The sequence below is a fragment of the Microbacterium resistens NBRC 103078 genome (genome assembly GCF_001552355.1).
In the GTDB taxonomy this organism is placed as follows: domain Bacteria; phylum Actinomycetota; class Actinomycetes; order Actinomycetales; family Microbacteriaceae; genus Microbacterium; species Microbacterium resistens.
In genome coordinates, this window is the sequence record NZ_BCRA01000157.1 from 1 (window position 1) to 7,495 (window position 7,495).

The 7,495-nt window shown below is 72.5% G+C and carries 6 protein-coding genes; 4 read left to right on the plus strand and 2 right to left on the minus strand.

The genetic code is table 11. From position 1 onward, the window contains the following. Window positions 1–1,043: ATP-dependent DNA ligase (locus MR1_RS17930; RefSeq protein ID WP_067250269.1), on the plus strand; the 1,043-nt coding region annotated here is incomplete at its 5' end. Between the two features lie 24 nt (window positions 1,044–1,067). Here the strand turns inward: MR1_RS17930 and MR1_RS17935 are convergent. Further along, window positions 1,068–1,577, minus strand: coding sequence for a phosphoribosyltransferase (locus MR1_RS17935; protein WP_067250272.1), 510 nt, complete (start codon window positions 1,575–1,577; stop codon window positions 1,068–1,070). Between the two features lie 235 nt (window positions 1,578–1,812). Between MR1_RS17935 and MR1_RS17940 the strand changes: the two genes are divergently transcribed. Together MR1_RS17940 and MR1_RS17945 are read left to right on the plus strand one after the other, a co-directional pair. Then, complete coding sequence (locus MR1_RS17940) at window positions 1,813–3,609, plus strand: thiamine pyrophosphate-binding protein (RefSeq protein WP_067250275.1); 1,797 nt, start codon at window positions 1,813–1,815, stop codon at window positions 3,607–3,609. Between the two features lie 291 nt (window positions 3,610–3,900). Beyond that, a complete protein-coding gene (locus tag MR1_RS17945; protein WP_067250280.1) occupies window positions 3,901–4,761 on the plus strand; it encodes a PhzF family phenazine biosynthesis protein in 861 nt (286 codons plus the stop codon). Between the two features lie 97 nt (window positions 4,762–4,858). Here the strand turns inward: MR1_RS17945 and MR1_RS17950 are convergent, their stop codons facing one another. After that, a complete protein-coding gene (locus MR1_RS17950) occupies window positions 4,859–6,727 on the minus strand; it encodes an FAD-dependent monooxygenase (RefSeq protein WP_067250283.1) in 1,869 nt (622 codons plus the stop codon). Between the two features lie 172 nt (window positions 6,728–6,899). On the opposite strand from MR1_RS17950, the gene MR1_RS17955 reads away from it, so the two are divergent. After that, window positions 6,900–7,495: IclR family transcriptional regulator (locus MR1_RS17955; RefSeq protein WP_067250287.1), on the plus strand; the 596-nt coding region annotated here is incomplete at its 3' end.

The following is a 7,495-nucleotide window of genomic DNA, read 5'->3' on the forward strand; positions in this document are numbered from 1 at the left end:
AGACGGCGCGCGTGGCGCTCACCGGCACGGCCGCGGACCTGGACGAGGTCGGGCTCGTGGTCGGGCGCCCGGTCCTGCCGATGCTCGCCGGCACGGCCGCGACCGCGTCCGACGCGCTCGCGACCACCGGTCCGGCATCCGTCGAGTACAAGCTGGACGGCGCGCGGATCCAGGTCCACCGCCGGGGAGACACGGTTCAGGTGTTCACCCGGAGCCGCGCCGACATCACGCACCGCGTCCCCGAGATCGTCGAGATCGTCCGAGCGCTGCCCGCCCACGACCTCATCCTCGACGGGGAGACCCTCTCCCTCGACGAGGACGGCGGCCCGCGGCCGTTCCAGGAGACCCTGTCCCGGTTCAGCGCCGACGTCGGGCGGGACCAGCTGCTGCGCCCGTGGTTCTTCGATCTCCTCCACGTCGACAGGAGGGACCTCGTCGACGAGCCGCTCTCGGTGCGCCTGTCGGAGCTCGACCGGGTGGCGGCGCCGTGGCGGATGCCGGGCGTCGTGACCGACGATCCCGAGACCGCCGAGCGCCTGTCGCGCGAGGCGCTCGCCGCCGGCCACGAGGGGGTGCTGGTGAAGGGCGTGGACTCTCCCTACACGGCCGGCCGCCGCGGCACCTCGTGGGTCAAGGTCAAGCCCGTGCACACCTACGACCTCGTCGTCCTCGCCGCGGAATGGGGCTCCGGGCGGCGGCGGGGTCTCCTCTCCAACCTGCATCTGGCCGCCCGCGACCCGGGCGGCGAGTGGGGCGAGCCGGGCGGGCTCGTCATGGTCGGGAAGACCTTCAAAGGCCTGACCGACGACCTGCTGCGCTGGCAGACCGAGACGTTCCCCGCTCTGGAGACGCGACGAACCGCGCACGCGGTGTTCCTCCGTCCGGAGCTCGTCGTCGAGATCGCGATCGACGGCGTGCAGCGCTCGTCCCGCTACCCCGGCGGGATCGCCCTGCGGTTCGCGCGGGTCCGCGGCTACCGGCCGGACAAGTCCGTGGCGGATGCGGACACCGTCGGCACCCTGCGGGCGTTGCTGCGCGGCTGAGGGCGACGGCCGGGCCTCCCGCGCTCAGGCGGTGGGCGGAAGACCCTGGTCCTCCTCGCGCACCGTGCCGCGGTAGGACCAGGGGAAGTCGATCCAGAGATCGGTGTCCTTCCAGGCGTAGTCCGGCTGGATGATCGTCGTGGGCTTGGTGTAGATCGTGACCGAGCGGACGTCGGCGCCCTTGGCCCGCAGCAGGTCGACCGCCAGCGCGAGCGTGCGCCCGGAGTCGGCGACGTCGTCGACGAGCAGCACCCGCCGACCGTCCAGGTACTCCATGTCGAGCTCGGGCGGGAGCACCTCGGGCGCGTCGAGCACCGTGCCGATGCCGGTGTAGAACTCGACGTTGATCGCACCGCAGTTCTTCGCGCCGAGGCCGTACGCGATCGCGCCCGCGGGCAGCAGTCCGCCGCGGGCGATGGCGACGACGACCTCCGGCTCGAAGCCGCTGTCGAGGATCCGCCGGGCGAGGTCGCGCGTGGCGACGCCGAAACCATCCCAGGTGAGCGTCTCGCGCTCCTGCACAGCATCCGTCATGCGTCCATTCTGCCGTCCCGGAGACTTCCCCGCGTCCTGCCTTCGCGGGGCGGCGGGCGTGGGGACGGCTCCGCACGCCGGACGCGGAACACCGGATAGAATGGGCGTCGTCCGGCCGGCGCCCCCGCCCGCCGGTGCCCGAAAAAGGGGCACGAAGCCCACGCTGCGACGACGCACGCGCGGCGAGACACATACGGATCCGCATCATCTCCGTTCCGTCTCGAAAGGCTCTGCCATGCCCTCGGTGTCCGCCCACGTCGCCCTCACCCTCGCCCAGCACATCGACGCCGTGTTCGGGGTCATGGGAAACGGGAACGCGTACTTCCTCGACGCCCTCGAGACCCAGACCGACGCCGTCTTCACCGCGGTCCGCCACGAACAGGGCGCGGTCGTCGCCGCGGACGCGCACTATCGCGCATCCGGTCGGATCGCCGCCGCGACCTCCACCTACGGCGCCGGCTTCACGAACACGATCACCGCGCTCGCGGAGGCGGTCCAGGCCCGGATCCCGCTCGTCCTCGTGGTGGGCGACGAGCCCACCTCCGGTCCACGGCCCTGGGACGTCGACCAGATCGCCCTCGCCTCAGCGGTCGGCGCCCGCACCTATACGACCGGGCGCGCCGACGCGGCGGCCACCACCGTCATCGCGATCGAGCACGCGCTGACCTATCGGGTGCCCGTCGTGCTGGCCATCCCCTACGACGTGGCGGCGCTGGACGCGGGTCCCGTCCCCCCGGCGCCGTCCCCGCGCGTCCCGGCACCGCTCACCCCGAAGGGCGAGTTCGCCGCGGGGATGCTGGACGAGATCGCCGCGGCGCTCCGCGACGCCGAGCGCCCGTTCCTGCTCGCCGGACGCGGCGCGTGGCTTGCCGACGCCGGGGCCGCGCTCGGCACGCTCGCGGATGCGACCGGAGCCCTCACCGCGTCCTCCGCCCTCGGTCGCGGCGTGTTCCCGGACGCGCGCTACGACCTCGGCGTCACCGGGGGCTTCGGTGCGGACGGCGCGATGGAGCTGATCCGCGAGGCAGACGTCGCGGTCGTGTTCGGCGCATCCCTCAACCAGTTCACAATGCGCTTCGGCGAGCTCTTCGCACCTGGCACCCGGGTGTTCCAGGTGGACGTCGCCCCGGCCGCCACCCACGCCCACGTCAGCGGGTTCGTCCGAGGGGACGCCCGTGTCGTGGCAGAGGAGCTCGTCGCCCGCCTCGCTGCCGGGGCCATGTCCGCGTCCGGGGCCGCGTCGGCGTCCGGGGCCACGTCCGCGTCCGCGTCCGGGGCCGACGCGCACCCGGAACGGCGGAGCACCGCCGCATCCGCGGACGGATCCGGGGATTCCGTCCGCCCCGAGCCCACCTCTCCGCGCCCGGCGGGCACGCCCTGGCGCGAATGCGTGGACGTGGCCGCCGCGCGGGCCTATGCTCCGGGCGACGAGCTCGCCGCGGACGGGCGACTGGACCCGCGATCGGCGGCGCGCCGCATCGCCGCGCTCCTGCCCGAGGACCGCGTGGTCGTCTCCGACGGCGGGCACTTCATCGGCTGGGCGAACATGTACTGGCCCGTCGCCGCGCCGGATCGGATGATGATGGTCGGGACCGCCTTCCAGTCCATCGGCCAGGGGTGGCCGAGCGTCGTCGGCGCCGCACGAGCCCGCCCCGACTCGACGGTGGTCCTGACCACGGGCGACGGCGGCGGCCTCATGGCGATCGCGGATCTGGAGTCCGCGGTGCGTGCCGCCGGCGGGAAGGGGATGGCCGTCGTCTGGAACGACGCCGCCTACGGCGCCGAAGTGAACCTGTACGGACTGAAGGGGCTGGCGGAGGGACCGATGCGGATCCCCGAGGTCGACTTCGCGGCCCTCGGGGCCGCCGTCGGCGCCGAAGGGGTCGTGGTCCGCACGCTCGCAGACCTCGATCGGCTCGAGACATGGGCCGCCGAGGACCCGGCGGAGCGCCGCTTCCTCGTGCTCGACTTGAGGATCTCCGGTGACGTGATCGCGCCGTACCAGCAGGAGATCATCCGCGTGAACTCCTGAGCGCCGCTGGCCACCACCCCCGAAACCCCCTCCCCTCGTCCATACCCCCCTCCATCCGCGCTTGTGAGAGGGGGTCTCGACGGGGAGAGGGGGTCTCGGCGGACTCGACGGTGGGGAGGGGGCCCGGCATTCGGACCGTACGAGGGGGTCTCGGCAGACTCGACGGTACGAGGGGGCCCGGCATCCGGACCGTACGGGGGGTCTCGGCAGACTCGACGGTGGGAATTCCCCTCGACGCTGCTCTCCGCGGATCGATGCCGACGGCCCGCCCGGGGCCGATACGCTCGTGCCATGCCCGACGCGAGCTCCTCCCCCGAGATCCTCCGCTACGCCGCGTTCGCGGCATCGCCCGACGGCGGCAACCCGGCCGGCGTCGTGCTCGACGCGAGCGGCCTCGACGACGCCGAGATGCTCCGGATCGCCGCGGACCTGGGCTACCCGGAGACCGCGTTCGTGCACGGCGGCGACGCCGCGGCACGCCGGTTCCCGCTTCGCTACTGGTCGCCGGGCGCCGAGGTGCCGTTCTGCGGGCACGCCACCGTCGCGACCGCGGTCGCCCTCGCCGAGCGGATCGGACCGGGCGAGATGGTGTTCGAGACGCGCGCCGGAGAGATCGCGCTGACCGCCACCGGCTCCGGCGACGCGCTGACCGTCTCGTTCACGAGCGTCCCCCCGGAGGTGCGGGAGATCGATCCCGCGCTGCGGGCGCGCCTCCTGGATGTGCTGGGGCTCGTGCCGGACGACCTCGATCCGCGGTTCCCCGTGCGCGAGGCGTTCGCCGGCAACTGGCACCCGGTGCTCATCCTCACCGACCGGGAGCTGTTCCACCAGTTCCGCTTCTCACCGGCGGAGCTCGCCGCGCTCATGGCGGAGACGGACTGGACCGGCACCGTCACCGTGCTCCACGCGCAGGGTGAGCGCGACTACCTGGCGCGGAACCTGTTCCCGGTCGGACGGATCACCGAAGACCCCGCGACCGGGTCTGCCGCGGCGTCCACCGGCGCGTACCTGCGCGAGGTGGGGCGGGCGCAGGCGGGAGATGTGCTCCGGATCCACCAGGGCGCGCACGTCGGCCGCCCGAGCCTGCTTACCGTGACCGTTCCCGCGGCGGGCGGGATCGTTGTGTCGGGAGGGGCCACGCGCCTCCCCTGACACCGCACCTGCTGCGTTTCGTCTCGCTCCGCTCGCTCAACGACCGACGGACATCCACCGGTCGTTGAGCGAGGAGCGCAGCGACGAGACGAAACGGTCAGGCCTCGAGGAACGCGCCCTCGAGGAACGCCGCGAGCTCGTCCGTCGCGTCCAGCGGAAGGACGGCCGCGACGTATTGGTCGGGCCGGACGATCACCACGACGCCGTCACGGGAGAGCTCCCGCGCGGCGAAGATGTCCGTCTCGGTCCACTTGCTCGGCCCGGACGCGTACACCTTCTCCCAGTCGGTGAGCCCCAGCGGCCCCGTCTTCGGCTGGAACAGCTCCGGAGCGGTCGTGACGTCCAGCTCCTCGAACGGCTGCTGGTAGACGACCTTCGCGTCGAACACCGCGTCCGCATCGGCGCCCGCCGGAGTGTACCGGGCGAACAGCGGCGCGGCGGCCTCGGCCCAGGCCCGCACGCCGTCCCCGCTGCGGTCGCCGAAGGCGTAGACCCGCCAGCGGCCGTCGGCCCTGGCGTGGTGGCCGAGGTGGACGACGTTGCCGTCGCCCACTCGCACGACCTCCGCGGACGTGAAGCGCTTGCCGACCGGGAAGCCGCCGGCGAGCGCCTGATGGGCGTCGGACCCGGTGATCATCGAAGCGCCGTACTGCGTCATGAACCCGGAGGGGAACTCCGCCGTGGCGAGGTAGTAGTTCGCCAGCTCCTGCGGGTCCGAGATCTCCTCGGGCTTGCGCGCCATCAGGCTCGACCACTCCCGGTCGAAGTCGATGAGCTGCTGCGCCACGGGCTTCCGCTCCGCGCCGTACGTCGACAGCAGCGACTCCGGGGCGCGTCCGGTGAGCACCGACCCCAGCTTCCAGCCGAGGTTGAAGCCGTCCTGCATGGACACGTTCATCCCCTGCCCGGCCTTGGCGCTGTGGGTGTGGCAGGCGTCCCCCGTCAGGAAGACGTGCGGGTGCCGCTCGACGCCCTCGTCCACGTCGTCGAAGCCGTCCGTGATCCGGTGGCCGACCTCGTAGACGCTGTGCCAGGCCACCTCCTTCACGTCGATCGCATAGGGGTGCAGGATCTCGTTCGCCTTGGCGATGATCGTCTCGATCGGCGTCTTGCGCACCGCGTGGTCGTCGTCCTCCGCGACGGCGCCGAGGTCGATGTACATCCGGCTGAGGTACCCGCCCTCCCGCGGGATGTGCAGGATGTTCCCCGCCTCGGAGTTGATGGCGCACTTGGTGCGCCAGTCCGGGAAGTCGGTGTTGACGAGCACGTCCATGACACCCCACGCGTGCGCGGAGATCCCCCCGACGTGCCTGCGCCCGATCGCCTCCCGGACCCGGCTGCGCGCCCCGTCGCAGCCGACGACGTAGGTCGCGCGGATGGTGCGCTCCTCGCCCGCGCGCGGGCCCGCCGTGTGCCGCACCCGCACCTCGACGGGACGGTCGCCGTCCTCATGGACCGTGAGCCCGAGGAACTCCACGCCGTAGTCGGGGACGATGCGGCCCGGCCCGTGGGCGGCGGCCTCCGCGAAGTAGTCGAGCACGCGCGCCTGGTTGACGATGAGGTGCGGGAACTCGCAGATGTCGTAGGCGTAGTCGGCCGTGCGCGCCGTGCGCACGATGTTCCGCGGGTTCTCGGGATCCGGTCCCCAGAAGTTCATCCAGCCGATGTTGTACGCCTCGGCGATGATCCGCTCCGCGAACCCGAAGGCCTGGAAGGTCTCGACGCTGCGGGGCTGGATGCCGTCCGCCTGGCCGAGCACGAGGCGCCCCTCGCGCTTCTCGATGATGCGGGTGGAGATGCCGGGGTACTGCGACATCTGCGCCGCCAGCAGCATCCCGGCGGGTCCCGAGCCGACGATGAGGACGTCCATCTCGTCGGGGAGGTCGTCCGCGCGGTCGGTGCCGATCCCGTCGGCGTTCTGCACGCGCGGGTCTCCGGACACGTAGCCGTGGTGGTGGAACTGCATCGTCGTCGATTCCTTCCGGACTGCCTCGTTCGGGTCGGACGGTCGGGTCCGCGATCCGGGTCCCTTGCGGGACGGATCACGATGTTCTATATTCGAACACACCGTTCTACTATTGAACAAAGCGTATCCGATCCCGGAGGACCGGACAAGGACGCGCGAGCGAGGAGCATCCATGAGCACGGCCCCCGCCTCCCAGACCCTGAGCCGCGGCGTGCGCATCCTCGAGGTGCTGGCCGACGCCCGGAGCCCGCTGTCGATCGACGAGGTCGCGGCGCGCCTGGAGGTCCACCGGTCGATCGCCTACCGGCTCGTCCGCACCCTGGAGGATCACCGACTGATCGCCCGCGACTCGTCGGGCCTGCTCGCGCTCGGCCCGCGCATGGCGGCCCTCGCCGCGGGCGTCGCGAGCGATCTGCAGTCCGAGGCACTGCCGGAGCTCACCGCGGTGGCGAACGAGCTCGGGATGACGTGCTTCCTGGCGGTGCTCGACGGGGAGGAGTGCATCACCCTCGTGAGCGTCGAACCGCGCCACACCGTCGCGAGCGTCGCCCAGCGCCCCGGCGCACGCCACCCGGCGACGGTGGGAGCGCCGGGCAAGGCGATCCTGGCCCAGCTCTCCGACACCGACGCGCTCGTCCCCGACCCTCTGCGCGACGAGGTGGCCCGGATCCGCGAGCGCGGTTTCGCCACGAGCCACGACGAGGTGATCCCCACGGTCCAGTCGGTCGCCGTGCCGCTGCCCCTGCGGGGTCGCCGGCCCGCCGCGAT